This is a genomic window from Stenotrophomonas sp. 1337, assembly GCF_031455455.1.
GTDB lineage: Bacteria > Pseudomonadota > Gammaproteobacteria > Xanthomonadales > Xanthomonadaceae > Stenotrophomonas > Stenotrophomonas indicatrix.
This window is the reverse complement of sequence record NZ_JAVDSR010000003.1, coordinates 68,515-92,667: the sequence shown is the minus strand read 5'-3', so window position 1 is coordinate 92,667 and position 24,153 is coordinate 68,515. Positions and strand designations below refer to the sequence as shown.

The following is a 24,153-nucleotide window of genomic DNA, read 5'->3' as shown; positions in this document are numbered from 1 at the left end:
TTCTCCTGCCTCAGGCCTGGCCGGGGGCAACGGCATTGGGGGAAACAGGGCGGATGTCGGCCTGCAGCGTCGGCAGGATGTCGTCCGGGCCCTTGCGGACCGCCTTCAGCATCAGCTTGATTTCGATGATCAGCAGCACCGTGTACAGGCTGGTGAACACCGCCAGCGTGGTCAGGATTTCATGCAGTGCCAGGCCCGATGCCGCGTAGAAAGTGGGCAGCACGCCATCCACCGCCCACGGCTGGCGGCCGTACTCGGCCACGAACCAACCGCATTCGATCGCGATCCACGGCGCCGGCAGGCTCCACACGGCCAGCTTCAGGAACCAGCGCTTGTCCTGGAAGTTGTTGCGGCACGAGAAGTAGAAGGCCAGCGCGAAGAAGGCGATCAGGTAGAAGCCCAGCCCGGCCATGATGCGGAAGGTCCAGAACAGCGGCGCCACGCGCGGTACGGTATCCATCGCGGCCTTGGAGATTTCCTCTGGCGTCGCGTTGAGGATGTCCTCGCGGTAACGCTTCAGCAGCAGGCCATGGCCGAGGTCCTGCCAATGGCGATCGAACATTTCACGCGCTGCAAGATCGGTCTTGTCCTTCTTCACCCGTTCCAGTGCGCCATAGGCGATCTGGCCACCGCGGATGCGGTGCTCGGCACGCTCCACCAGCTCCAGGATGCCCGGAATCGGCTGGTCCAGCGAACGGGTGGCGATCAGGCCCATCAGGTATGGGATCTTGATCGCGTAGTCGTTGGTGTGGGTGTCCTGGTTGGGAATGCCGAAGGCGGTGAAGTCGGCCGGCGCGCGCTCGGTCTCCCACATCGCTTCGATCGCCGCCAGCTTCATCTTCTGGTGCTCGCTGGCGGCATAGCCGCTCTCGTCACCCAGCACCACCACCGACAGCGAGGACAGCAGGCCGAAGGCTGCGGCGACCGCGAACGAACGGCGGGCCATGTCCCTGTGCTTGTTGCGCAGCAGGTACAGGGCGCTGATGGACATCACGAAGATCGCACCGGTCACGTAACCGGCACTGACGGTGTGCACGAACTTGGCCTGCGCCACCGGGTTCAGCAGCACCGCGGCGAAGTCGACCACTTCCATGCGCATGGTTTCCGGGTTGAACACCGCACCGGTCGGGTTCTGCATCCAGCCGTTGGCGATCAGGATCCACACCGCCGACAGGTTGGTGCCCAGCGCCATCAGCCAGGTCACGGTGAGGTGCTTGACCGGGCTCAGGCGCTTCCAGCCGAAGAAGAAAAGGCCGATGAAGGTCGCTTCCAGGAAGAACGCCATCAGGCCTTCGATGGCCAGCGGCGCACCGAAGATGTCACCCACGTAGTGGCTGTAGTACGACCAGTTCATGCCGAACTGGAACTCCATCACCAGGCCGGTGGCCACGCCGATGGCGAAGTTGATGCCGAACAGGGTGCCCCAGAACAGGGTCATCTGCCGCCAGACCTGCTTGCGGGTCATGACGTACACGCTTTCCATGATGGCCACCATGAAGGACAGGCCAAGCGTGAGCGGTACGAATAGGAAGTGGTACATCGCGGTCAGAGCGAATTGCAGCCGCGACAGTTCTACGACTGTCTGATCAATCATGGCCTGGCTACCTCGTTGGATAGTGCCGTTGCAGGTGGCGGGAAGGGTGGTCTACGGGGTGAATAATGTGACCGACTACTTCAAACAGCCTTGATCCAGATCAATGTATGAACAGGTATTCAGGAGGATCGTATGCCAACCCGATGAAGACTGCGACCGCCGGCCGCAGGGGAAGGCTGTTGCCTGCGCCTACAATGCCGTCCATCCCCCTGCTGCCTGTGAAGAGCCTTGAGCGCTGCCGAACCGACCGCTGACGCCCCTGATCGGGATGAAGAATCGACCCGCCTGCGGCGTGTACGTACCGCCTGGCTGGCCGATCTGGCCCGTGCCGCGAAGGGGCGGCAGCGGCTGGCGTCGCTGTGCATCAGCGTGTCCGGTGCGCTGTTGATCGCTCAAGCTGCCGCCATCGCCTGGCTGGTGCAGCAGGTGCTGGTCGAGCGCGTGCCGCTGGCCCAGGGCCTGCCGGTGCTGGCCGCGTTGGCGGTGATCCTTGTCGTGCGCACCCTGCTGGGCAGTGCCACCCAGGCCGCGGCCGGTGACGTTGCCGATGCCGCACGCCTGTCCCTGCGCGAGCGTGTCTTCGCGCGTCTGCTCGGGCACGGCCCATTGTGGCTGCGGCAGCGCCGTACCGGTGAACTGGGCGAGTTGATGCTGCATCACGGCGATGCGATCGAGAACTACTACAGTGGTTTCCTGCCGGTGCGCACCGAAGTGGTGGTGGTGCCGCTGTTGATCCTGGCAGCTGTGGCCTGGGTCGATTGGGTGGTTGCACTGATCCTGCTGTTCACTGCACCGCTGGTGCCGTTTTTCATGATGCTGGTGGGCTGGGGCGCCGAAGCCGCCGGGCGCGCGCAGCTGGGCGAGCTGGCGCGGATGAGCGGGCACTTCGCCGATCGCATCAAGGGCCTGGGCCTGCTGCGCCTGTATGGCCGTGGGGAAGCCGAACTGGCCGGCATCGAGGCCGCGGCAGAAGGTGTGCGCGTGCGCACGATGAAGGTGCTGCGCATCGCCTTCCTGTCGTCCACCGTGCTGGAATTCTTTGCCTCGGTCAGCGTGGCGATGGTCGCCTTGTATCTGGGCCTGAGCTATCTGGGCCTGATGTCGCTGCATGCGACCGTGCCGACGCTGGGGGCGGGCCTGTTCTGCCTGCTGCTGGCACCGGAGTTCTACGCACCGTTGCGGCGCCTGGCCGCGCACTATCACGACCGCGCCAATGCACTGGCCGCCGCCGCCGAGGTGGAGCGCCTGCTGCAGGCGCTGCCGGAAGAGGAGGCCAGCACAATCGACGGCACTGTGCCGCTGACGCCGGAGCCTGCCGAGGCCGCGTTGCCGCCACTGCAGGCGCACGGTCTGGTATTGCGTCCGTTGGGCGCTGCGCACGATGTGCTGCAGAACCTGGACCTGCAGCTGGAACCGGGCCAGCGTCTGGCCCTGGTCGGCCCCAGTGGCAGCGGCAAGAGCACGTTGCTGGAAGCGCTGGCCGGTTGGCTGCCGCCGCGTGCGGGCCGGGTGCAGCTGCGGCCGGGGCTGCAGGTGGCCTATGCCAGCCAGCGTCCCTATCTGTTCCACGGCACCATCGCCGAGAACCTGCGCCTGGCCGATCCCGGTGCCAGCGACGCGCGCCTGCGCGCCGTTGCCGAAGCCGCCCAGGTGCTGCAGTTCGCACAGCGCCTGCCGCAGGGGCTGGATACGCTGATCGGCGAGCGCGGCTTTGGCCTGTCCGGTGGCGAGGCACGTCGCATCGGCCTGGCGCGCCTGCTGCTGCGCGATCCGCAGGTGCTGCTGCTGGACGAGCCGACCGCGTTTCTCGATGCCGAAACCGAAGCAGCGCTGCTGCGCAGCCTGGCCGCCTATGCGCGCGGACGCAGCGTGGTGGTGGCCACCCACAGCCCGGCGGTGATCGCCTGGGCCGACCGCTGCCTGCTGTTGCCCGAAGGGCGCCTGGTTGAGCCGGCGCAGGCGGTACGCGCATGAGCCGCTCTGCCGATTCGCTGCGCACGGTATTCCTGCGTCATCGCCCGCGCCTGCTGCTGGCAGTGCTGCTGCTGTGGACCACGATGCTGGCCGGCACCGCCCTGCTGGGCCTGTCTGGTGGCTTCCTCACTGCTGCAGCGCTGGCCGGTGCAGCGGGCCTTGGCCAGGGCTTCAATTTCTTCACTCCGTCGGCCGGCATCCGCGGCCTGACCATGGCGCGCATCGCATCGCGCTACTTCGAAAAGCTGGTGGGGCATGACGCCACCCTGCGCATCGCCCGCGACCTGCGCGTATGGTTCTTCCGCCGCGCGCTGCCACTGGCCCCGGCACGGCTGGGTGCAACCCGCACCGGCGATCTGCTGGCGCGGCTGCTGGGTGACATCGGCGAAATCGATGGCCTGCTGGTGCGTGCCATCGGCCCGTTGCTGGCGCTGGGCGCGTTGACGTTGGTGGGCGTGGGCTCGGCAGCGTTGATCCTGCCATCGGCAGCGGTGCTGCTGGCGGTACTGGCGTTGCTGATCGGCATTGGCGTGCCGTGGCTGGGCGTGAGGGGCCATGACAGCGAAGAGGCCGACCGCGCCGCACATCGCGCAGCGTTGCGCACGGCGGCATTCGAGGGGCTGGAAGGGGCGGCTGATCTGGCCGCGCTCAACGCTGGCAATGCCTGGCAGTTGAAGGTGCGGGTGGCGGCCAAGCAGGTGGCCTCGCGCGATCGTCGTCGACGCATGCGGCTGATCGCTGCATCAACGCTGCATGGTGTGCTGGCCGGGCTCGGCCTGGTGGCGATGCTGGCACTGGCGCTGCATGCGGCCGAACAACAGCGCATCGCGCCGGAAATGGCCGCCGGGCTGGTGTTCCTGACCGTTGCGATGATCGAACTGTGGGCGGGCATGGGCCTGGCCTGGCAGTCGCTGCAATCGGGCCGCATTGCGGCCGCGCGCCTGCAGGGCATCGTCGAGCAGGCACCTTCGGTGCAGGAGCCGGTGTCGCCGCAGCCGCTGGCGCCGGCGGCGACCGTGCATTGGGACGATGTGCACTTCCAGTGGCCGGGCGCCGCACGGCCGGTGCTGCGTGGCCTGCAGCTGACGCTGGCACCGGGCGAGCGCATCGCCATCCGTGGCGACAGCGGCAGCGGCAAGACCACCTTGTCGAGCCTGCTGCTGCGCCTGTGGGATCCGCAGCAGGGGCGGCTGACCTACGGTGGCCAGGACCTGCGCGATGTCGCCCAGGCCGACTGGCACCGGCACCTTGCGTGGCTGCCGCAGAACGCGCCGGTGTTTGCCGGCAGCGTGGCCGCGAACCTGCGGCTGGGCGATCCCGAGGCCAGCGACGAAGCGTTGTGGGCGGTGCTGCAACGGGTACGGCTGGGTGAATGGGCCGAGCGCAACGGCGGCCTGCAGGCGTGGGTGGGCGAGAACGGCGCAACGATGTCGGCCGGCCAGGCGCGTCGCCTGGCGCTGGCCCGCGCGCTGCTGCGCAATGCGCCGATCCTGCTGGTGGATGAGCCCACCGAAGGCCTGGACGTGGATACCGCGCGCGCGCTGCTGCAGGACCTGCCAGCACTGCTGGAAGGGCGCAGCCTGCTGATGATCACCCACGATGACCTGCCCGCGGGTGTGGTGGATGTGCAGTACCGGTTGGTGGACGGGGTGCTGGTCCGCGAACCGCTTCGGTAGATGCCGACCTTGGTCGGCATCTCCACGCGTGGCGTGGATCTACAGGGCAGCTACCGCGAAAACGCGCGCAGCATCACCGCGATCGAGGCCACGTTGGCCAGCACGCACAACCAGAACACCCACTGGAACGGCGCCTTGCGATGTTTATGGCGGAACAGCGCCTGGCCGAGCAGCGCGCCGGGCCAGCCGCCGGCAAAGGCCAGCAGCTGCAGCGTGCGTTCGGGCGTCCTCTGCTGTTTTCGCTGCGCGGCGCGCTTGTCGTGCCCATACAGGCCGAACGACACCGCACTGGCCAGCACGCACCATGCGCCCAGCCAGAGCGGAAACACGCCGGTTGCGGTCAAGCCGATCAACGCACCGAACGCGGCCAGTGCGAGATTGCGCCGCCACGCCACTACAGTTCGTCGAGGAAGCCGCGCACGGCCGGGCCGAAACGTTCGAAGTCGACCAGGAACGCGTCATGACCCTGGGGCGATTCCAGGCCGATGAAACGCGCGTCCGCGCCACCAGCGCGCAGGCCATCGGCGACCTGTTGCTGCTGCTGTACAGGGAACAGGATGTCGGTGTTGGCGCCGATCGCCAGTGCCTTGCCGACGCGGATGCTGGCCAGTCCGGCCAGCACATCGCCATCGCCATACTCGGCCAGATCGAACCAGTCCATCGAGCGGCTCAGGTACAGATAGCAGTTGGGGTCGAAGAAGCGCACGAACCGGCGTGCATGGCCTTCCAGATAGCTCTCGACCTGGAATTCCAGGCCGAATGGATCATCGTCGGTCTGGTCTGAATCCAGCCGCACGCGACCGAAGCGGCCATCCCATTCCAGCGCCGAGCGGTAGGTGATCACGCCCAGCTTGCGTGCCATGCGCATGCCCGATTCCGGGTATGCCTCATTGTCGTAGTGGCCACCGTTCCAGCGCGGGTCCAGGCGGATCGCTTCGCGCTGCAGCGAACGGATGGCGATCGAGAACGGCAGGGCCTGCGCGCTGCCGGAAATGTTGATATGGCTGCGGGCGATGCCCGGGTGCAGCAGCAACACCGCCAGCGCCGTCATCCCGCCCATCGAATTGCCGATCACGCAGGCGAGTTGTCCGATGCCCAGTGCGCGCACCACGTCGATCGCCGCGCGTGCGCCGTCTTCGATGGACAGTTCCGGGAAATCCAGGCGATACAGCTCGCCGTTGGCCGGATTGATCGAGGCCGGGCCGGTGGAACCCTTGCAGCTGCCCAGCGAGTTCACGCAGACCACGAACCAGCGGTCGGTATCGATCGGTTTGCCGGGGCCGAGCATGGCCTCCCACCAGCCTGGCGCAGGGTTGGCTTCGTTGGCCGCGGCATGCGCATCCGGCGACAGGCCGGTGACGATCAGGATCGCGTTGCTGGCCTCTTCGTCCAGCGCGCCCCAGGTCTCGTAGGCCACGTGCGCGCCGTGCAGGACACCGCCGCGTTTGCACGGAAAGGGCGAGGGCAGGGCATGGAAGCGGGTGCCAGGCGGAATGAATTCGGTCATGCGGCCATTCTAGCGGGGCGGCGTGTACAGCTGGCGACACGCTGGTTTCCGTCAACGGGCTGAGCGTGAATCCGCCGGGCATGGCCCGGCGCTACCGGTGGTGCGCGAGGGTAGCGCCGGTCCATGCCCGGCGAGCGCAGCGGCGCGTGTACGTTACGGGAACTGCAGCTCAACCACACCGTCATGCGGCAGGCTGACCTTGACCGGGGCGGTCTGCAGGTCGTCTTCGCTGCGGTTGGCGCTGCCGCTGCGCGAAATGCGCGCCAGTACTTCCACTTCGCGATGTGCCGACAACGGTGCGGTAGGCATCGGGCTGTCGCCGTCGCCGAGGCCGACCGTTGCAGGGAAGCCGGCCAGGGGCAGCTTGCGTGCAGCCACCGGCATCGGCGGGCCGCCCACAGCGCGTGCCAGCACGAAGACCTGGGTGCTGGCCGGCCAGTCACCCGCCTTCAACGATGCGGGCAGCTGCACCCGTACCTGCAGCAGCGCGGGGGCGGCGGCCGGTGCGTGCGACGGCTGGCCGGCCGCCTCGCGGGCGATGGCGATCTGCGCCTGCAGCGCCTGCGCGGCACCCGGCTCCAGGCGTGGCAGCAGCGTGCTCCAGAGTTCGGCGGCCTCGGCATTGCGACCCCGCTGGCGCAGGGCGATGCCAAGCAGCCAGCTTGCGCGTTCGGCGTCGGGCGACAAGGTACGTGCGCGCTGCAGCCATGCCAGCGCGGTGTCATCGAACTGCTTGCCAGGATCGGCCTGGGCGCGTGCCTGCGCGGCCTCGACCAGCACGCCCGGTTCGTCCGGTGCCAGTGCTGCGGCGCGGTTGAAGGCGTCGGCCGCGGCGGCGGCATTACCAAGCTCGGCCTGCGAACGACCCAGCAGCGCCCAGCCATCGGCGCGTTGCGGGTCACGCTGCAGCGCCTGCTGCAGCGCCTCTACACCGTCACGCAACGTGGCGACCGAAGGCGCAGGCTGCACCTGTGCGGCGCGGGGATTGCCGACCAGCAGATACAGGCAGGCACCGGCCACGCCCAGTGCCACCACCCCCAGCACGAAGCTGCGACGGCCATGCTGGCGCAGCGGCCACAGCACCACGGCCGCCAACAGCGCAGCGGCCACTGCGGCGACCATCGGCAACCAGTGCGTCACCAGTCCTCTCCCTCGGTTGGGTCCGCTGCAGCGGATGCATCCATCTGCCGACTACGGCGACGGACGATGCCCATCACCACCAGCGCGCCGCCACCCAGTACCAGCAGCGGGCCGCCCCACAGCAGCCAGGTGCCCGGTTGCAGTGGCGGTTGATAGAGCACGAACTCGCCATAGCGGGCGACCAGGAACTGCTTGATGGCCGCATCGTCGAGGCCCTGCTGCATCAACTGCAGCACTTCGCGCCGCAGGTCCTGCGCGATCTGCGCGTTGGAATCGGCCAGTGACTGGTTCTGGCACTGCACGCAGCGCAACTGCGCAGCCAGGTCGTGGAAGCGCGTCTCCTCGGCTGCATCGCGGAACATCAGCGGCCGCGCATCATGCACCGGTTGTTGGGCGAGGCCGGACTTTGGCAGCGCCAGGGTCATCGCCAGCAGCAGCGGCAGCAGCCAGCGCATGCGCTTACGGCGAGGCGTGCAGGGTGTTGCCAGCATCGCCCTGGGCCTTTTCAAGCTTTTCCAGCGCCGGAATCAACTTCTCATCGACCACCTGCTGGGTCATCGCGCCGCTGTACTTCCAGCGCACGATGCCACTGCCATCGACCAGGAAGGTCTCCGGTGCTGCCGTCACACCCCAGTCGATGGCGGTGCGGCCTTCGATGTCGCTCAACACGACCATGAACGGGTTGCCCAGCTGTTCCAGCCAGTGCAGCGCGTCGGTCGGTTCATCCTTCCAGTTGTAGCCGATCACGCGTACGCGCTTGCTCTCGGCGAAGCGGGTCAGCACCGGATGTTCTTCACGGCAGGCCGCGCACCAGCTGCCCCAGACGTTGAGCAGGTACGGCGCGCCACGCAGCTCCTCGCTGCGCACGATCATCTGCGGGTCATGCAGCACCGGCAGCGCGAACGCCGGCGCCGGCTTGTCGATCAATGCCGAGGGCAGCACGTCGCGCTGCGGATCGCCCGATTTCATCACCCCGTAGATCATCAGGCCAAGCAGGCCGAAGAAGAACAGGACGCCGATCACGATGGCTACCGGCGGCAGCGGGCGGGAAGGGCGTGGGGCGGGTGACTCGGACATGGGGAACTCCTACGGACGACGAAAGCGGCGATCGGCAGCGGTGATGAATCCGCCCAGGGCCATCAACAGCGCGCCCAGCCAGATCCAGCGCACGAAGGGCTTGATGTGCACCCGTACCGCCCATGCATTGTTGCCCAGCGGCTCGCCCAATGCCACGTAGACATCACCGCTGAGTCGTGCATCGATGCCCGCTTCGGTCATCACCTGGCCGCCGCTGGCGTACTGGCGCTTCTCTGGATGCAGCAGGGCCAGCTCGCGACCATCGCGCAGCACCCGCAGATGGCCGCGATCAGCGATGAAATTGGGGCCTTCGCGGTGGTCCACGCCCTCGAAGCGCACTTCGTGCCCGGCGACCACCACCTGCTGGCCCGGCGACAGCGCCACTTCGCGCTGCACGTTCAACGCTTCCACCAGCAGCGCGCCGGCCAGGAACACCGCGACACCGGCATGGGCGACGATCATGCCAAGCATTTCGGCAGTGAAGCGGCCATTGCCACGCAGGCGCTGCCAGACGAACCGGGCGGTGCCCAGCCCAACCCAGGCCGCAGCCGCAACGCCGATGCCGGCCTTCCAGCCATTCTGCGGCGCCTGCCACCAGGCCCAGGCGCCAAGCAGCACAGCCAGCCCCGCCCATGGCAACAGCAATGCCAGTGCGCGCGAGGGTTGGTCGCGCTGCCACTTCACCAGCGGACCGAACGGCAGCAGCATCACCATCGGTGCCATCAGCAGCAGGAACAGGCTGCCGAAGTACGGTGGGCCCACCGAGATCTTGCCCAGCGACAGCGCATCGGCCAGCAGTGGGTAGAGGGTGCCGAGCAGGACCATCGCGCAGGCGCTGGCTAGCAGCAGGTTGTTGGCCAGCAGCAGGGTTTCCCGCGAGGTGGCGGTGAAGCCACGGCGCGGATCACCGGCATCCACGGCCAGCCGCGGCGCACGCAGCGCATACAGCAGCAGGCTGCCCCCCACCAGCACCGACAGGAAGATCAGGATGAACAGCCCACGCGAGGGATCGGCCGCGAACGAATGCACGCTGGTCAGCACGCCGGAGCGGACCAGGAAGGTGCCCAGCAGCGACAGCGCGAACGCCGCGATGGCCAGCAGCAGCGTCCAGCTGCCGAAGGTGCCGCGCTTTTCGGTCACCGCCTGCGAATGGATCAGCGCCGCGCCGACCAGCCACGGCATGAAGCTGGCGTTCTCGACCGGGTCCCAGAACCACCAGCCGCCCCAGCCCAGCTCGTAGTACGCCCACCAGCTGCCCAGTGCGATGCCCAGCGTGAGGAAGCCCCAAGCGACATTGGTCCAGGGCCGCGTCCAGCGTTGCCAGCGTGCATCGACACGGCCTTCCAGCAGTGCCGCCACGGCGAAGGCGAACGGCACCGCAAAGCCGACGTAGCCCAGGTACAGCATCGGCGGATGGATGATCAGCCCCGGATCCTGCAGCAACGGGTTGAGGTCACGGCCTTCCAGTGGCACCGGGTTCAAGCGCAGGAACGGATTGGAGGTGAAGATCAGGAAGGCGAGGAAGCCGACGCTGACCACGCCCATCACCGCCAGCACGCGCGCCTGTACCGGTGCCGGCAGGTGGCGCGAAAACAGCGCCACTGCACCGGTCCACAGCGCCAGCACCAGCGCCCACATCAGCAGCGAGCCTTCGTGCGCCCCCCACACCGCCGAATAGCGGTAGATCAACGGCAGCAGCGAATTGGAATTCTCGGCGACGTAGCGCACCGAAAAATCCTGTTGCACGAAGGCCGCCGTCAGTACGGCGAAGGCGCCGGCCAGCAGCACCAGCTGGGCAAAGGCCGCCGGGCGGGCAACGGCCATCCATGCGTCATTGCCGCGCTGCGCGCCCACCAGCGGCAGCACCGCCTGCAGCAGCGAGGCCAGCAGCGCGCACAGCAGGAGGATCTGACCGAATTCGGGAAGCACTCAGCGCGCCTCGGGCGCCGTGACCGGCACATCGTGCTTGCGATGCGCATCGCCCATCTTGTCGGCCACTTCCTTGGGCACGTAGTTCTCATCGTGCTTGGCCAGCACCTCGTCGGCGACGAAGGTACCGTCCTGCAGGCGACCGCTGGCGACCACGGCGGTCCCCTCGCGGAACATGTCCGGCAGGATGCGGTCGGTACTGACCGGGAGCGTTGCATCGCCGTCGGTGACCACGAAGTGGGCCTGCAGCGAGCCGCTGGGTCGATCGAAGGACCCCTTCACCACCATGCCGCCCAGGCGGAAGCGGGACTGCGCATCCACGTCCCCGCGCAGCACTTCCGAAGGCGTGTACAGGTAGGCGATGTTGCGCTGCAGGGCGAAGGCCACCAGCGTGGTGGCCAGCCCGGAGGCCAGCAACAGCAGGAGCACCCAGATCATGCGGCGTCGCTGTACCGGCGTCATCGGCTGAGCTCGGTGGCAAGCGGCGCCGGTGCCGACGCGTTGCCACGCGCCTGCAGCCGCTGCTGGCGGCGTTGCGCCAGCTGTCGGGCGCTGCGCAGGCGCAGCCACGAGCCCAGCGCATCGCAGGCCAGCACCAGCAGGAACACCGCGAAGGCGGCGATGAGGTAGGGCAGGTGGGTCATCGCCGTGCCTCCCCATCCGCGGTGCCGAAGCGCTCGCCGATCCAGGCCTTGCCGGCCTCGCGCGCGATGTTGTCGGCGCGCGCCTTGGCCAGCAGCGAGCCGACGAACCACAGTTTGGTGGCGACCACCATCCACCACAGCGGGGCGATCAGTTCCGGCCGCACGGCGTTCTCGCCGAACACGTTGATCGACTGGCGCTGGTGCAGCGCGCCCCACCAGTCCACCGAATAGCGGATGATCGGCAGCAGGCCCACGCCGACGATGGCCAGCAGGCCGGCCGCGCGTGCGGCACTGCGGCGGTCTTCGATGGCGTGGTACAGGCCGATCACGCCCAGGTACAGGAACAGCAGGATCAGCTCGCTGGTCATGCGCGGGTCCCAGTCCCACCAGGTGCCCCAGGTGCCCTTGCCCCAGATGCTGCCGGTCAGCAGGGTGATCAGGGTGAAGCCGGCGCCCATCGGCGCACAGGCCATCGCCAGGATCTCGCAGATCTTGATGCGCCAGATCAGCGCGATGGCGGCGTAGGCGGCCATCAGCGCGAACACGAACAGGCTCATCCAGGCGCTGGGCACATGGATGTAGATGATGCGGAAGGCGTCGTGCTGGTTCTGTTCCGGCGGTGCCACGAACAGGCCCTGCCACAGGCCGATCAGCAGCACCGGAACCGCCGCAGCGTAGAACACGCGGGACCAGCGTGCGGCGAATCGATCGAAGGTCGGGGGCGAACCGAGTTGATGGAACCAGCGGACGATCGGATTCATGCGTGGCGGCTATCCAGCAGGGGTGGATTGGCTCTCAGCTCGGTCAACTCAGAGAAATACGGATCGCAGCAGCGGTGGCCAGCGGTGCCAGCACCAGGGCGATCACCAGTCCAGCGCCCAGCATCAGCAGCGCACCGACCGGGTCCTGCCCGCGGCTGGCTGCCGCCAGGCTGCCGGCACCGAAGACAAGCACCGGTACGTACAACGGCAACGACAGCAACGCCACGAGAATACCAGAGCGCCGGATGCCGACGGTCAGTGCAGCGACCACGCCACCGATCAGGCTCAACAACGGTGTTCCCAGCAGCAACGATGCCAGCAACATCGGCAGCTGGTCATGCGGCAGATGCAGCATTTCCGCCAGCAACGGGCTCAGCAGGATCAGTGGCAGGGCGGTGGTCGCCCAATGCAGCAGCACCCGCACCAGCACCAGCCATGCCAGTGGCACCGGCGCCAGCAGCCATTGTTCGAGCGAACCGTCTTCGGCGTCGGAGCGGAACAGCGAATCCAGCGCCAGCTGCCCGGCCAGCAGTACCGCCAACCACAGCACCGCACCGGCGGTGGCGGCCAGCGGCTGCGGGTCCCGGCCCTGGGCCAGTGCGAACAGCACCACCACCAGCAGGGCGAACAGCACCGGCTGCAGGGCATCGCCGCGACGCCGCCAGAGCAGGCGCAGGTCGCGCGCAATCAGCGCGCGGGCGGTCTGCCACAGGCCTGGTTCGGTGCCTGGCGCGATCATGCTTCACCCCCCAGATCGAGCTGGCGGGTGCGTACCGGCGGGGCGGCATAGGCGCCATGCGTGGTGACCAGGGCGGCGCCACCACTGCGCAGGTGTGCGGAAATCATCCGGTTGACCAGGTTGATGCCTTCCAGGTCGAGGTTGGCATAGGGTTCGTCGAGCAGCCACAGCGGTGCCGGCGACAACCAGATGCGGGCCAGCGCCAGCCGCCGTTTCTGTCCGGCCGACAGATGCCGCACCAGGGTGTCCTCGTAGCCGGCCAGGCCGACGATGGCCAGCGCATTGCCCGGCATCTGCCGTGCGCGGCGGCCGTGCAGGCCGCAGAGGAAATGCAGGTTCTCCAGCGTGTCCAGGTCCGGCTTCAGCGCCGGCAGGTGGCTGAGGTAGGCGACATAGCGCGCACGCTCGGCGTTGCTGGCCGGCCTGCCATCGATCAGCACCTGGCCCGCGCCCGGGCGCGCCAGGCCCGACAGCACGCGCAGCAGGGTGGTCTTGCCGGCACCGTTGCCGCCCTGCACCAGCAGCGCCTCGCCGGCATCCACATGGAAGTCCAGCGGGCCGAACACCGGCTCGTCATTGCGGGAGAAGCTCAGGCCGCTGGCGGCCAGCAATGCAGGGGTGTTCAAGGCGCAGGGGTCTTCATGCGGGAGTGCGGCAGCAATTGTAGCGGTGAATGTGACCCGGTAGCGCCGGGCCATGCCCGGCGAGCGCGCAGCGCGGCTTGCCATCGGTGCGGCATGTGCAAAGAGCCGCCGGGTATGACCCGGCGCTACCGTCGGCGCCGCAGGCCGGGTCGGGATTTCGTACACTTCCAGCCCTTGTTTCCCCACAGCCCAGGCCGATGCAACCGAACACCAAGCTGCCCAAGGTCGGTACCACGATCTTCACCGTGATGTCCCAGCTCGCCGCCGAACACGGCGCGGTCAACCTCGGCCAGGGGTTCCCGGATTTCTCCGCGCCGCAGCGCCTGATCGACGAGACCAGCAAGGCGATGGCCGCGGGCCTGAACCAGTACCCGCCGATGACCGGCGTGGCACCGCTGCGCCAGGCCATCGCGCAGAAGTCGCTGGACCTGTACGGCGCGACGATCGATCCGGACACCGAGATCACCGTCACCAGCGGCGCCACCGAGGCGATCTTCAACGCCATCCACGCCGTGGTGCGTGCCGGCGAGGAAGTGATCGTGCTCGACCCGGCCTACGACTGCTATGAACCGGCGATCGAACTGGCCGGCGCCACCGCCGTGCACGTGCCGCTGGACCCGCAGACCTTCGCGGTGGACTGGGACCGCGTGCGCGCGGCGATCACCCCGCGCACCCGCCTGCTGATGGTCAACACCCCGCACAACCCGTCCGGCGCGATGCTGGACGAGGCCGACATGCAGGCGCTGGCCGATGTGCTGCGCGGCACGCAGATCTACCTGATTTCCGATGAGGTGTACGAGCACATCATCTACGACGGCCGTCGCCACGAATCGGCGCTGCGCTACCCGGAACTGCGCGAGCGCACCTTCGTCATCTCCAGCTTCGGCAAGACCTATCACTGCACCGGCTGGAAGATCGGTTATGCGGTGGCGCCGGCGGCGATGACCGCCGAGTTCCGCAAGGTGCACCAGTACAACACCTTCACCAGCTTCGGCCCGGCGCAGTACGGTTTCGCCGCGATGATCCGCGACGAGCCGCAGCATCATCTGGAACTGGGCGCGTTCTATGAAGCCAAGCGCGACCGGTTCCGCGAGCAGCTGGCCGGTACCCGCCTGAAGGCGCTGCCGGTGCCCGGCGGCTACTTCCAGCTGGTCGACTATTCGGCCATCAGTGACCTGCCGGACCACGAGTTCGTGAAGTGGCTGACCATCGAGAAGGGCGTCACCGCCATTCCGCTGTCGCCGTTCTACGAAACCGCGCCGGTCGGCCAGCGCCTGGTGCGCCTGTGCTTCGCCAAGAACGAGGCCACCCTGGACGCGGCGATCGAACGCCTGCGGCTGCTGTGAGCGGAGGAGACAGCATGCAGGACCTGCGCATTTCCCTCGTCCAGGGCGACACCCGCTGGCACGACCCGGCCGGCAACCGCGAATACTACGGCGCGCTGCTGGCGCCGCTGGCCGGCACCACCGATCTGGTGATCCTGCCGGAAACCTTCACCAGTGGTTTCTCCAATGAAGCGATCGCCCAGGCCGAAGGCATGGACGGCCCGACCGTGGCGTGGGTACGCGCGCAGGCCAAAGCCTTGAATGCGGCAGTGATCGGCAGCGTGCAGCTGCGCGATGGTGAGGGCGTCTACAACCGCCTGCTGTTCGCCACCCCCGATGGTGGCCTGCAGTACTACGACAAGCGTCACCTGTTCCGTTACGGCGGCGAGCACGAGCGCTACGCCGCCGGCCGCGACCGGTTGTGCGTGGAATGGAAGGGCTGGCGGATCAATCCGCAGGTCTGCTACGACCTGCGTTTCCCGGTGTTCTGCCGCAACCGCTACAACGTCGAGCGAGCCGAACAGCTGGACTTCGACCTGCAGATCTTCGTCGCCAACTGGCCTTCCGCGCGCGCCTACGCGTGGAAGACCCTGCTGCGCGCGCGGGCGATCGAGAACCTGTGCTTCGTCGCCGCAGTCAACCGCGTGGGCGTGGACGGCAACCAGCTGCTTTACGCCGGCGACAGCGCGGTCATCGACTTCCTCGGCCAGCCGCAGGTGGAGATCCGCGAGCGCGAGCAGGTGGTGACCACCACCATCTCCGCCGAAGCGCTGGCCTCGCATCGTGCACGCTTCCCGGCCATGCTCGATGCCGATGCCTTCCATCTGGATGTGCAGGCCTGATACGGCGGCTGAACGCTTCCCGCCCCACCGCGCGCGCCTGCATCCAACGTGCACGCGCGCGCTGCTAGATTCGCCCACATTCCGACCGATGTGGATGTTCTGCCGATGAATACCAAGCCGTTTGCACTGCTGCTGGCGCTGGCCGCAGCGTCCCTGGCCCCGGCCGCGCAGGCCGGTGGCAACCTTGACTGCCAGCTGCGCTACAACCTGTCCGGCTGGTCACTGATCTACAAGACCGCCTCGGGCAACGGCACCATCCACTGCACCAACGGTTCCAGCATGCCGGTGCGGATCCAGCTGAAGGGCGGCGGCCTGACCGTTGGCAAGTCGAAGATCACCGATGGCCGTGGCAGCTTCACCGGCGCCAGCAGCGTCGGCGAGCTGCTGGGCACCTACGCCTCGGTCGGCGCGCATGCCGGTGCGGTGAAGTCCAGCAACGCGCAGGTGATGACCAAGGGAGACATCTCGCTGGCCCTGTCCGGTACCGGCAAGGGCTGGGACCTGGGTGTGGACGGCGCGGCGTTCACCATCAGCCGGCGTTGAGGCGGGAGGGCTCCCCGGCTTCCCAGCTGATGCGGATGTAGTGCTGCTCGGCGTCGCTGGGCAGCCGTTCGACACTGAAGCGGTTCTGCAGCAGTTGCTCGACGACGCCGTCGACGAGGCGCTCGCTGGCCAGCGCCTTGTTGAAGCCGAACACGATGTAACGGCGGCCGTTTTCCGAGCCGACCTGGATCGATTTGTCCAGATCCCTGTAGTACTGCTCGATCGGTCGAGTGGCGGCGTCAGCGTTTGCGCGGGCCTGTTCTGCGGTGATGGTGATCATCGGCATCTGCGTGGTTGCGGAGTACACGCACCATAGCCAGCGCTGCCGCGCGGTTTCCGGCAGTGGCGCACAGTGCAGGGCGTTTGCAGCAATTCCTAGGCCAGCGCGCTCCGCGGACGCAGCAACCACAGCGCCAGCAGTGCACAGGCGATGATGGATGGCGCCAGCATCTGCAGTGCGCCAACAACGGCCATCGCCGCGCCGATCAGCAGGTAGTAGAGCAGGCCGAACAGGGCGCCGGCACTGCCCAGGCAGTGTGCATAGCTGCGTAGTGCCTGCCCGAGCACGTTGGGGATGGCCAGGCCGAATCCCGCAACGACCGGCAGCATCGCCATCACCATGACCGGTTGCCCGCGCAGCAGCGCTGCAAGGACACCACCGGCCAGTACCAGCGATGCCGCGATGCGGATGCGCGTCAACGCAGGGACGCCGGCACGCAACAGGCGGCCATTGGCCCAGGCGCCCAACGCCGAACCCAGCGCCAGCACCGCACCGCTGGCGCCGAACCAGCTGGCCGGCCAGTGCAGGCGTGCGAACACGAACGGCCCCAGCGCGTACCAGCTGTACATGGCCACGTTGAAGGCCATGACCAGCAGCGCGTGCGACCAGATCCAACGGTCGCCCAGCAGTTGCCGCAGCAGGGGTCGCAGCGGTACGGGTGCGATCTGCGCGGGCCGGCTTTCACGCAGCCCGGTCGCGCAGCCCAGCATCAGCAATGCAGCGATCAGCAGCAGGCCGGCCTGCACGCCGGCATAGCCATCGGCAGCGACCAGCAGCGAGCCCAGTGCCAGCCCGATCGCCGGGCTCAGCGCCAGCGCCATGCCAATCCAGGAGAACGCCTGCGCCAGCGCGGGCCCTTCAAGGTGGTCGCGCAGCACGGTCTGGGTCACCACCGAGGCGGCGGCGGCGCCCAGGGCGGCCAGCATCTGCGCAGCCAGCACCTGGCCGAACGTGCCGGCCGCCAATCCGCCCAGTGCCGCCAGCACGAAAACGGACAGGCCACCCAGCAGGGCGGGGCGACGGCCAACGCGGTCGGCCAGCCTTCCCCACAGCAGGACGCCCAGCGCGAACCCCAGCAGGTACAGGCTCATCGCCTGGCTGGCAGCGCTGGCCGGCAGGGTGAAGCGTTGCGCCAGATCCGCCAGCGCCGGGCTGTACAGGGTCTGCGCCAGCTGCGGAAACATCAGCAGCGCAATGGTGAGGGACAGCAGGCGAGGTGACATCGGCGCGCTCCGGAAACAGGGGCGCGCATTGTCGTGGCCGTGCTGATGGCGCACTCTAGTGATTACGACAGTAGATGGATGAAATCGGACATGGCATGGCTGCAGCCCGACGCTCGCTTCGATGCCGATGCCTGGAGCGCCCCGGTGATCGGTATCGCTGCCACGCTGGCCGAGCATGACTCCGGTTGGCACCAGCACGCACGTTCGCAACTGCTGTACACGCGCGCCGGTTGCACGCGGCTGACGTTCGGCGATCGCATCAGCCTGTTGCCGCCATCGCGCGCGGCGTGGATTCCGGGTGGTCTGCTGCACCGCGCGCAGATGCGACAGGCGGTGGACTATCGGTCGCTGTACTTCGATGCCACGCTGTCGGCGCAGTTGCCGCAGCAGCCAGCAATCATTGGTGTCGGTCCCCTGCTGCAGGCGCTGCTGGAGCCGATCGCGCAGGCGCCGTTCGCACATGACTGGCAAGCGCCGCGAGCGGGGCATCAACTGGCGCTGTGCGTGCTTGAGATTGCCGCTGCGCCGGTGGAGCCGATGGAGCTGCCATTACCGCGCGACCCGCGCATCGCCCGCTGCCTGCCGGTGGCCGAGCAGCTGCCGCCCGAACTGGGCGAGCTGGCCCAGCGCAGCGGACTGAGCGTGCGTACGATCGGGCGCCTGATGCAACGCGATACCGGCATGGGCTACCAGGCGTGGCGTCAGCAATGGCGGTTGATGCGGGCCATGGAACTGCTGCTGCTCGGCCATCGTGTCGCGCACGTGGCGCTGGAACTTGGATTCTCGGCAGAGAGTCCGTTCATCGCCTTCTTCCGCAGCATGGTCGCGACCACGCCTGCGGCGTTCCAGCGCGCCGAAAGCGCTCGAGCGGCAGGGTGAGAGTGCAGTGGTCGCGGCCGAACGCGGGGAAGCGGGCGCACGGGCCCGGCTTCCGTCGCCGGTCTACTGCTGGGCCATCAGCCAGGCCAATGTGCCGCGATGTGGTTCGGGCACGGTGCTGGACGCGGCATCGAGCAGCATCAGCGATGCCCAGCAGACGTCGGCAGCCGGTGCGGTGTCCATCCGCGGCAGTACCGCCATGGCCCGCGCGCGCGTGCTTTCGTCAGCCATCGAGGCGAGCAGGGCCTCGGTCGCCTCGGCAATCTGCTGTTCAGTGGCAGGGGTTGCGGGTCGCTGTTCGAGCTCGGCGAGGCTGGCCTGGTAGCTCATCTCGAACCAGAAATCGATGTCCTGCGACGGACGCTTCTCCAGTTCGTTGAACAAGGTCCTGCCTACCTGCGCAATGTCCGACGCCGTGGTGGCGCGGGCGATCAGTGCGCATTTCTCTACCGGCATTCCGCGCAGCATTGCGGCCAGCAGCTGCGCACGCCGCTCCAGCATGGGGCGGGGCAGGCGGCCGATGCCATCCAGTGCAAGCTGTGCACCGGCGACAGCAGCCTTGTCCTTGCTGCCGGCCTGCTTGATGCGGGTGAGATAGCGCTCATCGACAATCAGCCGACGCAGCATGCGGTCGGCCGGATCGTGCAGGGCCGAAGATTTCGGCCAGGGATTCTGCGTGGCGGCGATTTCCTGCTTGAGCCGGTCGGCAGCGCGTTCGCAGCCGCCGACCAGCAACAGAGCCACCAGCACGGCGCCGATGCGGGCGCCGAGGGACAACATCCGTGTCATCGCTGTGTCCTTCATTGAAGGTGGAGATCAGCCGCCGCGCGGGCCGCTGCGACGCGGGCCACCCGGGCCACGGTTGCCGCCGGGGCCACCCGGGCCGCGGTTGCCACCCGGACCGCCGGGACCACGGTTGCCGCCGGGGCCACCCGGGCCGCGATTGCCGCCCGGACCACCCGGACCACGGTTGCCGCCCGGACGTGCATTCGCATTGCCGCCCGGACGACCGTTGCCGGCCGGACGCGAGCTGCCGTACGGACTGAAGCCCGGATTGGCGTGGTCGGACGGGAAGCTGGGGGCATTGCCCGGATGGCCGTACGGGTGCTTGTTGCCCTGGCCCTGCGAGCGGTTGCCCGCACTGGCTGGACGACCCTGGCCGCCTGCGCCACCGGCGCCACCGCGTCCTTCACCACCGTAGCCGCCGCGTCCTTCACCACCGTAGCCGCCACGACCCTGGCCGCCACCGGCGCCTGCGCCCGGACCCTTCGGCTTGCCGTACGGACGGCCCTGGCCGCCTGCACCTGCGCCCGGACCACGGGCACCCGGGCCACGAGCGCCCGGACCGGCATTGCGGTGGCCGCTCGGGCCGGTGCTCACGCCATCCGGCACGTACCAGGTACGGAATGCGGCCGGGTTGCCTTCCGGCAGCGAGCGGTCGTTCTTCGGCGCGCGCTGCTTGAACGGGCGCTGCGACTGCTTGGCAGCAGCTTCACCGCTGACGGTCAGGCCGCCCTTGAAACCACCACCACCCTTGCCGCCGCGACCGCGGCCGCGGTCTTCGCGCACGTTGTCGAAGCGACGCAGTTCGCGACCTTCATCGGCGGTGTTGTGACCATTGACGTAAGCGTTGCCGCGGCCACCTTCGCGTACGCGCACGGTGGTCTTGGCAGCACGACGCTGGCCGATCACCGGCTGCAGGGTCAGGGCTGACGGCGCGCCTTCTTCCAGCTTCAGTTCGGCGCGCAGCGCTTCGACCTGGCTGCCCGGCAGTTCGACGGACTGGCCGCGGGCCAGTTCGCGCGGCAGGCTGACCTTGCCGTAGCGGGTGCGCTTGAGGCGGCTGACCTGGCAGCCCTGCGATTCCCACAGGCGGCGCACTTCGCGGTTGCGGCCTTCCTTCACCACGACGCGGAACCAGTCGTGCGAATCGGTGCCGCCGATGCGTTCGATCTCATCGAACTTGGCCGGGCCATCTTCCAGCGCGACACCACGGGTGAGGCGGTCGACGACGGCATCGGGCACCTTGTCCTCACCTTCCGGGGCACGCACGCGCACCACGTACTCGCGCTCGACCTCGAAGGAGGGGTGCATCATGGCGTTGGCCAGCTCACCGTCGGTGGTCGCCAGCAGCAGGCCGGTGGTGTTGATGTCCAGGCGGCCGACGGCGATCCAGCGGGCACCCTTCAGCGCCGGCAGGGATTCGAACACGGTCGGGCGACCTTCAGGGTCTTCACGCGTGGTCACTTCGCCTTCCGGCTTGTTGTAGACCAGCACGCGCGACGGCTCGGCCAGCGCAGTGGCGACGAAACCGCGGCCGTCGAGTTCGATCCTGTCGCCGCTCTTGACCGACATGCCGGTCTGGGCGACTTCACCGTTGACCTTGACCAGGCCTTCGGCAATGCGCTGTTCCAGCGCACGACGCGAGCCGAGGCCGGCCTGGGCCAGGACCTTGTGCAGGCGTTCTTCCAGCTTGAACTGTTCGGACGTGGCTTCGCGCTTGAGCGAAAGCTTGTTCAACGAGGGCTTGCGGGGGGTGTCACTCATCAGTTTTGCTCCGGCCGACGGTTTCGAGGTCGGCCTCTGGTTCGGAATCGGCTTGGTCAACAGCCACGGTCGTCTTCGCGACGGCGTTGTCTTCGCGTTCGTTCACTGTCACCGCGCGCTCGCCCGGCGCGGAATCGGGGTGCCCATCATTGGAGGGCGAAGGTGCTTGCTCATCGTCGGCCGCCGCAGGAAGTGCGTCGGCAGAATCGGGGGTGTCGCCGGCGGTCGTGCCGGTGTCGTCATTTGCAGCGGCGTCCGGGTCGGCGCTCACGTCCGGGCCGTCGGCACTGGCGGCGAGGGGGGCGTCGCGATCCAGCGCCAGCTGCGGTTCCAGGTCGCCCAGGTCCTTCAGCTCGGAAAGGGGCGGCAGTTCGTCCAGGCGTTTCAGCCCGAAGTAGTCCAGGAAGCCCTTGGTTGTGCCGAACAGGGCAGGCTTGCCAGGCACGTCGCGGTGGCCGACCACGCGGATCCACTCGCGCTCTTCCAGTGTCTGGATGATGTTACTGCTGACCGCCACGCCGCGCACCTGCTCGATCTCGCCACGGGTGATCGGCTGCCGGTAGGCGATCAGGGCCAGTGTTTCCAGGGTGGCGCGGGTATAGCGGGTCTTGCGTTCGGTCCACAGCCGGCTGATCCAGCCATGTACTTCGGCGGTCACCTGGTAGCGGAAGCCCGAAGCCACCTCCACCAGTTCCACGCCACGGTCCTGGCAGCCCTCGCGCAGCCGTTCCAGCGCACGTTCGATGCTGCCCGGTGGTGCCGGCTCATCTTCCGGGAACAGGTCCTTCAGCTGGGCCAGGGTGAGCGGCTGGCTGGAGGCCAGCAGCGCACCTTCGACAATGCGGTTGATCAGCGTTTGATCCATCGGCAGTCAGCGCTCACTCGTTTTCATTGGCGGCGTCGTTGTCGTCGAACTCGCTGCTGAACTGCAGCGGGGCATTGGTATTGCCGGCGGCCAGGGACTTCACGTAGATCGGCGCCAGCGGTTCTTCCTGCACCAGGTCCAGCAGCTGCTCCTTGGCCAGTTCCAGCACTGCCAGGAACGTGACCAGCACGCCCAGCTTGCCTTCTTCGGCGGTGAACAGGTTTTCAAAACGATAGAACCTGCCGTCTTCAAGCCGCCCCAGCACTTCACCCATGCGCTGCCGGACACTCAACGCCTCGCGCTTGATGGCGTGGCCGGTGAACAGCTCGGCGCGCTTGAGTACGTCGTGCAGCGCCATCAGCATTTCCTTCAGGTCCACCGGCGGCGGCAGCTTCACTGCGGCGCGCTCGGGCATGAAGGCATGTGCCACGGTGGTGTCACGGTCCTGCCGGGGCAGGGCGTCGATATCCTCGGCGGCCTGCTTGAAGCGTTCGTACTCCTGCAGCCGTCGCACCAGCTCCGCACGCGGATCGGCTTCCTCGCCCTCCACGCTGGGGGGGCGGGGCAGCAGCATGCGCGACTTCACTTCCGCCAGGATCGCCGCCATCACCAGGTACTCGGCGGCAAGCTCGAAGCGCAGCTCGCGCATCACGGTGATGTATTCCACGTACTGCCGGGTGATCTCGGCCACGGGAATGTCCAGTACGTCCAGGTTCTGCCGGCGGATCAGGTACAGCAGCAGGTCCAGCGGTCCTTCAAAGGCATCCAGGATGACTTCCAGCGCATCCGGCGGGATGTACAGGTCCTGCGGAATCTGCAGGACCGGTTGCCCATGCACCACGGCCAGCGGCATTTCCTGCTGCTGGGGGGCGGGCGGCCGGGTTGGCGTGTTCGCGTCGAGCGCGAGTTCGGAAGTCATCTAATGGAGATCAGGATTGCAACGGACCAGTCGCGGTAGCTGGCACACCGGGCAACTGCCACGGACCGCCAGGACACCAGGCGCGCCTGTCTCGGCGCGGTTCCACACATCAAACAACAGGACGCTCCGCAGGACACGGCAGCGACAGGACTACGGGGAGGTCGTCTACGGGGCCCGGTCGGGTGGACCGGTTCGAAGCAGCGGGTCGGTCGTCGGGGGCTGCGTTTGGCCGCAAAAACCGACGGGCTGCTGCATCCAGCCACGTGCAATGGTTCCTAGGGTAAGCCTTTGCCGCGCCAGTGTCCAGCCGAGGCCGGGCGCGGGGCTGGATTGGCTAGAATTGCTTCACCAGCAACGCAAGCGAGGAAATGCCGGTGTGGTATGTGATTGAAGGATATGACGGCCAGGATGTACTGGCCCAGCGGCTGCAGGCGCGGCCTGAGCACCTGGCACGGTTGACCGCGTTGCGCGATGAAGGCCGCCTGCTTCTGGCCGGACCGTGTCCGGCGATCGACAGCGAAGACCCGGGCCCGGCAGGGTTCAGTGGCTCGGTGGTGATTGCCGGCTTCGAGTCGTTGCAGCAGGCCCAGGCCTGGGCCGATGCCGACCCGTACGTCGCGGCGGGCGTCTACGTGCGGGTGCAGGTGCGTCCGTTCCGCAAGGTGCTGCCGTGAACGCGAAACGGATCGAGCAGATTCGTGATGCGCTGCAGCACGCGCTGGCCCCCAGCGTGCTTGAGATCGAAGACGACAGCCATCGCCATGCAGGCCATGCCGGAGCGCGCGATGGTCGCGGCCATTTCAACGTGCACGTGGTCAGTGAGCGCTTCGCGGGAATGGCCCCGCTGGCGCGCCATCGCGCGGTCTACGCCGCCTTGGGCACGTTGATGGAAACCGACATCCACGCGTTGTCCATCCGCGCGCATACCCCGTCAGAACAGGGCTGAGGCCTTGTCCCGCGCTGTCCTGGCAGGTCCGTTGATGGGCCTGCCAGGGACAGGTTTCCGTGTCCGTTTGGGGACATTCGTCTAACGGACTGTTTACAA

26 protein-coding genes are annotated in these 24,153 nt (G+C 67.8%); 8 read left to right on the top strand and 18 right to left on the bottom strand.

Going from position 1 to position 24,153, the window contains the following annotated elements; all coding sequences use genetic code 11:
- Positions 1-10: 10 nt before the first annotated feature.
- Entirely contained in the window at positions 11-1,594 is a 1,584-nt protein-coding gene (locus J2X70_RS06430; protein ID WP_032978752.1) for a cytochrome ubiquinol oxidase subunit I, read from the bottom strand.
- Between the two features lie 228 nt (positions 1,595-1,822).
- On the opposite strand from J2X70_RS06430, the gene cydD reads away from it, so the two are divergent.
- Together cydD and cydC are read left to right on the top strand one after the other, a co-directional pair.
- Positions 1,823-3,568: a thiol reductant ABC exporter subunit CydD gene (gene cydD, locus J2X70_RS06425; protein WP_025876457.1), complete on the top strand. Its 1,746-nt coding sequence runs from the start codon at positions 1,823-1,825 to the stop codon at positions 3,566-3,568.
- Complete coding sequence (cydC, locus tag J2X70_RS06420) at positions 3,565-5,244, top strand: thiol reductant ABC exporter subunit CydC (RefSeq protein ID WP_309909508.1); 1,680 nt, start codon at positions 3,565-3,567, stop codon at positions 5,242-5,244. Before cydD ends, cydC begins: the two co-directional genes overlap by 4 nt.
- 50 nt (positions 5,245-5,294) lie before the next feature.
- Here cydC and J2X70_RS06415 read toward each other — a convergent pair whose 3' ends face one another.
- The 11 genes from J2X70_RS06415 to ccmA all read right to left on the bottom strand — a co-directional run bounded on the left by J2X70_RS06415 (position 5,295) and on the right by ccmA (position 13,739).
- Positions 5,295-5,639, bottom strand: a complete 345-nt coding sequence (locus J2X70_RS06415) for a DUF1294 domain-containing protein (protein WP_025876461.1) — start codon at positions 5,637-5,639, stop codon at positions 5,295-5,297.
- Positions 5,639-6,751, bottom strand: coding sequence for a homoserine O-acetyltransferase (locus tag J2X70_RS06410; RefSeq protein ID WP_099784813.1), 1,113 nt, complete (start codon positions 6,749-6,751; stop codon positions 5,639-5,641). The genes J2X70_RS06415 and J2X70_RS06410 overlap by 1 nt, the downstream gene beginning before the upstream one ends.
- A 153-nt stretch (positions 6,752-6,904) precedes the next feature.
- Positions 6,905-7,894 (bottom strand): tetratricopeptide repeat protein, encoded by a 990-nt coding sequence (locus J2X70_RS06405; protein WP_099843075.1) that lies wholly within the window; start codon positions 7,892-7,894, stop codon positions 6,905-6,907.
- The gene (locus J2X70_RS06400; protein ID WP_223482949.1) at positions 7,888-8,316 is read right to left on the bottom strand and encodes a cytochrome c-type biogenesis protein; all 429 of its coding nucleotides are present in this window, start codon (positions 8,314-8,316) and stop codon (positions 7,888-7,890) included. The genes J2X70_RS06405 and J2X70_RS06400 overlap by 7 nt, the downstream gene beginning before the upstream one ends.
- A gap of 34 nt (positions 8,317-8,350) precedes the next feature.
- Positions 8,351-8,968: a DsbE family thiol:disulfide interchange protein gene (locus tag J2X70_RS06395; RefSeq protein WP_025876469.1), complete on the bottom strand. Its 618-nt coding sequence runs from the start codon at positions 8,966-8,968 to the stop codon at positions 8,351-8,353.
- Positions 8,969-8,977: 9 nt separating this feature from the next.
- On the bottom strand, positions 8,978-10,897 hold the full coding sequence (locus J2X70_RS06390; RefSeq protein WP_025876472.1) for a heme lyase CcmF/NrfE family subunit: 1,920 nt from the start codon (positions 10,895-10,897) through the stop codon (positions 8,978-8,980).
- Positions 10,898-11,359 (bottom strand): cytochrome c maturation protein CcmE, encoded by a 462-nt coding sequence (ccmE, locus tag J2X70_RS06385; protein WP_025876474.1) that lies wholly within the window; start codon positions 11,357-11,359, stop codon positions 10,898-10,900. It lies immediately after the preceding gene.
- Positions 11,356-11,541, bottom strand: coding sequence for a heme exporter protein CcmD (gene ccmD, locus J2X70_RS06380; RefSeq protein ID WP_025876476.1), 186 nt, complete (start codon positions 11,539-11,541; stop codon positions 11,356-11,358). The genes ccmE and ccmD overlap by 4 nt, the downstream gene beginning before the upstream one ends.
- A complete protein-coding gene (ccmC, locus tag J2X70_RS06375; protein WP_025876477.1) occupies positions 11,538-12,302 on the bottom strand; it encodes a heme ABC transporter permease CcmC in 765 nt (254 codons plus the stop codon). Before ccmC ends, ccmD begins: the two co-directional genes overlap by 4 nt.
- 43 nt (positions 12,303-12,345) lie before the next feature.
- A complete protein-coding gene (ccmB, locus tag J2X70_RS06370; RefSeq protein ID WP_025876478.1) occupies positions 12,346-13,041 on the bottom strand; it encodes a heme exporter protein CcmB in 696 nt (231 codons plus the stop codon).
- Positions 13,038-13,739 (bottom strand): heme ABC exporter ATP-binding protein CcmA, encoded by a 702-nt coding sequence (ccmA, locus tag J2X70_RS06365; protein WP_088101762.1) that lies wholly within the window; start codon positions 13,737-13,739, stop codon positions 13,038-13,040. Before ccmA ends, ccmB begins: the two co-directional genes overlap by 4 nt.
- A 143-nt stretch (positions 13,740-13,882) precedes the next feature.
- Here ccmA and J2X70_RS06360 point away from each other — a divergent pair, with 143 nt between their 5' ends.
- The 3 genes from J2X70_RS06360 (at position 13,883) to J2X70_RS06350 (ending at position 16,395) form a co-directional block, all read left to right on the top strand.
- Positions 13,883-15,031 (top strand): pyridoxal phosphate-dependent aminotransferase, encoded by a 1,149-nt coding sequence (locus J2X70_RS06360; RefSeq protein WP_025876480.1) that lies wholly within the window; start codon positions 13,883-13,885, stop codon positions 15,029-15,031.
- A gap of 14 nt (positions 15,032-15,045) precedes the next feature.
- A complete protein-coding gene (locus J2X70_RS06355; RefSeq protein WP_025876482.1) occupies positions 15,046-15,852 on the top strand; it encodes an amidohydrolase in 807 nt (268 codons plus the stop codon).
- A 105-nt stretch (positions 15,853-15,957) separates the two neighbouring features.
- Positions 15,958-16,395 carry a hypothetical protein gene (locus J2X70_RS06350; protein ID WP_080148412.1) on the top strand — a complete coding sequence of 146 codons (438 nt, stop codon included), beginning with the start codon at positions 15,958-15,960 and terminating at the stop codon, positions 16,393-16,395.
- On the opposite strand, the gene J2X70_RS06345 is transcribed toward J2X70_RS06350, so the two are convergent.
- Together J2X70_RS06345 and J2X70_RS06340 are read right to left on the bottom strand one after the other, a co-directional pair.
- Positions 16,382-16,675 (bottom strand): hypothetical protein, encoded by a 294-nt coding sequence (locus J2X70_RS06345; RefSeq protein WP_059064786.1) that lies wholly within the window; start codon positions 16,673-16,675, stop codon positions 16,382-16,384. The genes J2X70_RS06350 and J2X70_RS06345 overlap by 14 nt on opposite strands.
- Before the next feature lie 95 nt (positions 16,676-16,770).
- Entirely contained in the window at positions 16,771-17,898 is a 1,128-nt protein-coding gene (locus J2X70_RS06340; protein WP_025876488.1) for an MFS transporter, read from the bottom strand.
- A gap of 90 nt (positions 17,899-17,988) precedes the next feature.
- Between J2X70_RS06340 and J2X70_RS06335 the strand changes: the two genes are divergently transcribed.
- Positions 17,989-18,777 (top strand): helix-turn-helix transcriptional regulator, encoded by a 789-nt coding sequence (locus tag J2X70_RS06335; protein ID WP_025876489.1) that lies wholly within the window; start codon positions 17,989-17,991, stop codon positions 18,775-18,777.
- A 63-nt stretch (positions 18,778-18,840) separates the two neighbouring features.
- On the opposite strand, the gene J2X70_RS06330 is transcribed toward J2X70_RS06335, so the two are convergent.
- Genes J2X70_RS06330 through J2X70_RS06315 form a run of 4 tightly spaced genes read right to left on the bottom strand, consistent with a single transcriptional unit; the run spans position 18,841 to position 23,108 of the window.
- On the bottom strand, positions 18,841-19,566 hold the full coding sequence (locus tag J2X70_RS06330; RefSeq protein ID WP_133119351.1) for a hypothetical protein: 726 nt from the start codon (positions 19,564-19,566) through the stop codon (positions 18,841-18,843).
- 27 nt (positions 19,567-19,593) lie between these two features.
- Entirely contained in the window at positions 19,594-21,324 is a 1,731-nt protein-coding gene (locus J2X70_RS06325) for a pseudouridine synthase (protein WP_309909501.1), read from the bottom strand.
- Positions 21,317-22,189, bottom strand: a complete 873-nt coding sequence (scpB, locus tag J2X70_RS06320) for an SMC-Scp complex subunit ScpB (RefSeq protein ID WP_309909499.1) — start codon at positions 22,187-22,189, stop codon at positions 21,317-21,319. Before scpB ends, J2X70_RS06325 begins: the two co-directional genes overlap by 8 nt.
- A 13-nt stretch (positions 22,190-22,202) precedes the next feature.
- Positions 22,203-23,108 carry a ScpA family protein gene (locus tag J2X70_RS06315; protein WP_025876498.1) on the bottom strand — a complete coding sequence of 302 codons (906 nt, stop codon included), beginning with the start codon at positions 23,106-23,108 and terminating at the stop codon, positions 22,203-22,205.
- 374 nt (positions 23,109-23,482) lie between these two features.
- Here J2X70_RS06315 and J2X70_RS06310 point away from each other — a divergent pair, with 374 nt between their 5' ends.
- Together J2X70_RS06310 and J2X70_RS06305 are read left to right on the top strand one after the other, a co-directional pair.
- Positions 23,483-23,782 (top strand): YciI family protein, encoded by a 300-nt coding sequence (locus tag J2X70_RS06310; RefSeq protein WP_309909497.1) that lies wholly within the window; start codon positions 23,483-23,485, stop codon positions 23,780-23,782.
- Positions 23,779-24,054, top strand: coding sequence for a BolA family protein (locus J2X70_RS06305; RefSeq protein ID WP_032978785.1), 276 nt, complete (start codon positions 23,779-23,781; stop codon positions 24,052-24,054). Before J2X70_RS06310 ends, J2X70_RS06305 begins: the two co-directional genes overlap by 4 nt.
- Positions 24,055-24,153 lie beyond the last annotated feature (99 nt).

What these genes read in the sequence shown, in the direction of transcription:
- J2X70_RS06360 (WP_025876480.1), top strand. Translation starts at nt 13,883, where the DNA reads ATGCAACCGAACACCAAGCTGCCCAAGGTCGGTACCACGATCTTCACC.
- J2X70_RS06410 (WP_099784813.1), bottom strand. Translation starts at nt 6,751, where the DNA reads ATGACCGAATTCATTCCGCCTGGCACCCGCTTCCATGCCCTGCCCTCG.
- ccmD (WP_025876476.1), bottom strand. Translation starts at nt 11,541, where the DNA reads ATGACCCACCTGCCCTACCTCATCGCCGCCTTCGCGGTGTTCCTGCTG.
- J2X70_RS06355 (WP_025876482.1), top strand. Translation starts at nt 15,046, where the DNA reads ATGCAGGACCTGCGCATTTCCCTCGTCCAGGGCGACACCCGCTGGCAC.
- ccmE (WP_025876474.1), bottom strand. Translation starts at nt 11,359, where the DNA reads ATGACGCCGGTACAGCGACGCCGCATGATCTGGGTGCTCCTGCTGTTG.
- ccmC (WP_025876477.1), bottom strand. Translation starts at nt 12,302, where the DNA reads ATGAATCCGATCGTCCGCTGGTTCCATCAACTCGGTTCGCCCCCGACC.
- scpB (WP_309909499.1), bottom strand. Translation starts at nt 22,189, where the DNA reads ATGGATCAAACGCTGATCAACCGCATTGTCGAAGGTGCGCTGCTGGCC.
- J2X70_RS06400 (WP_223482949.1), bottom strand. Translation starts at nt 8,316, where the DNA reads ATGACCCTGGCGCTGCCAAAGTCCGGCCTCGCCCAACAACCGGTGCAT.
- J2X70_RS06340 (WP_025876488.1), bottom strand. Translation starts at nt 17,898, where the DNA reads ATGTCACCTCGCCTGCTGTCCCTCACCATTGCGCTGCTGATGTTTCCG.
- J2X70_RS06395 (WP_025876469.1), bottom strand. Translation starts at nt 8,968, where the DNA reads ATGTCCGAGTCACCCGCCCCACGCCCTTCCCGCCCGCTGCCGCCGGTA.
- J2X70_RS06345 (WP_059064786.1), bottom strand. Translation starts at nt 16,675, where the DNA reads ATGATCACCATCACCGCAGAACAGGCCCGCGCAAACGCTGACGCCGCC.
- J2X70_RS06430 (WP_032978752.1), bottom strand. Translation starts at nt 1,594, where the DNA reads ATGATTGATCAGACAGTCGTAGAACTGTCGCGGCTGCAATTCGCTCTG.
- J2X70_RS06335 (WP_025876489.1), top strand. Translation starts at nt 17,989, where the DNA reads ATGGCATGGCTGCAGCCCGACGCTCGCTTCGATGCCGATGCCTGGAGC.
- J2X70_RS06315 (WP_025876498.1), bottom strand. Translation starts at nt 23,108, where the DNA reads ATGACTTCCGAACTCGCGCTCGACGCGAACACGCCAACCCGGCCGCCC.
- ccmA (WP_088101762.1), bottom strand. Translation starts at nt 13,739, where the DNA reads ATGGCCCGGCGCTACCGGGTCACATTCACCGCTACAATTGCTGCCGCA.
- J2X70_RS06330 (WP_133119351.1), bottom strand. Translation starts at nt 19,566, where the DNA reads ATGACACGGATGTTGTCCCTCGGCGCCCGCATCGGCGCCGTGCTGGTG.
- J2X70_RS06325 (WP_309909501.1), bottom strand. Translation starts at nt 21,324, where the DNA reads ATGAGTGACACCCCCCGCAAGCCCTCGTTGAACAAGCTTTCGCTCAAG.
- ccmB (WP_025876478.1), bottom strand. Translation starts at nt 13,041, where the DNA reads ATGATCGCGCCAGGCACCGAACCAGGCCTGTGGCAGACCGCCCGCGCG.
- J2X70_RS06350 (WP_080148412.1), top strand. Translation starts at nt 15,958, where the DNA reads ATGAATACCAAGCCGTTTGCACTGCTGCTGGCGCTGGCCGCAGCGTCC.
- cydC (WP_309909508.1), top strand. Translation starts at nt 3,565, where the DNA reads ATGAGCCGCTCTGCCGATTCGCTGCGCACGGTATTCCTGCGTCATCGC.